The sequence below is a fragment of the Acuticoccus kandeliae genome, assembly GCF_003073115.1.
On record NZ_QBBV01000174.1, the window covers coordinates 1 to 292 of the forward strand.

Annotated in this window: 1 pseudogene; it reads right to left on the reverse strand. The window is 65.8% G+C overall.

The features are described from left to right. A pseudogene (locus DBV35_RS29835) lies at positions 1-279 on the reverse strand (preprotein translocase subunit SecA); the annotation flags it as partial. Between the last annotated feature and the right edge of the window lie 13 nt (positions 280-292).

A 292-nucleotide genomic window follows, 5' to 3' on the forward strand; every position in this document is an offset into this window, starting at 1 on the left:
GTCCTCGGAGTAGCCCTCGGCGGTGGCGCCGACGACGTAGGCGTGGATCACGTCCTCGAGCATGTTGCGGGTCTGGCGCTGCACGTCCTCACCGTCGAGGACCCGGCGGCGCTCGTCGTAGATGACCTTGCGCTGCTGGTTGAGCACCTCGTCGTACTTGAGGACGTTCTTGCGGATCTCGAAGTTCTGCTGCTCGACCTGGGTCTGCGCGCTGCGGATCGCGCGGGTGACCATCCCCGCCTCGATCGGCACGTCGTCCGGCAGGTTGAACCGGTTCATGATCGACTCGACG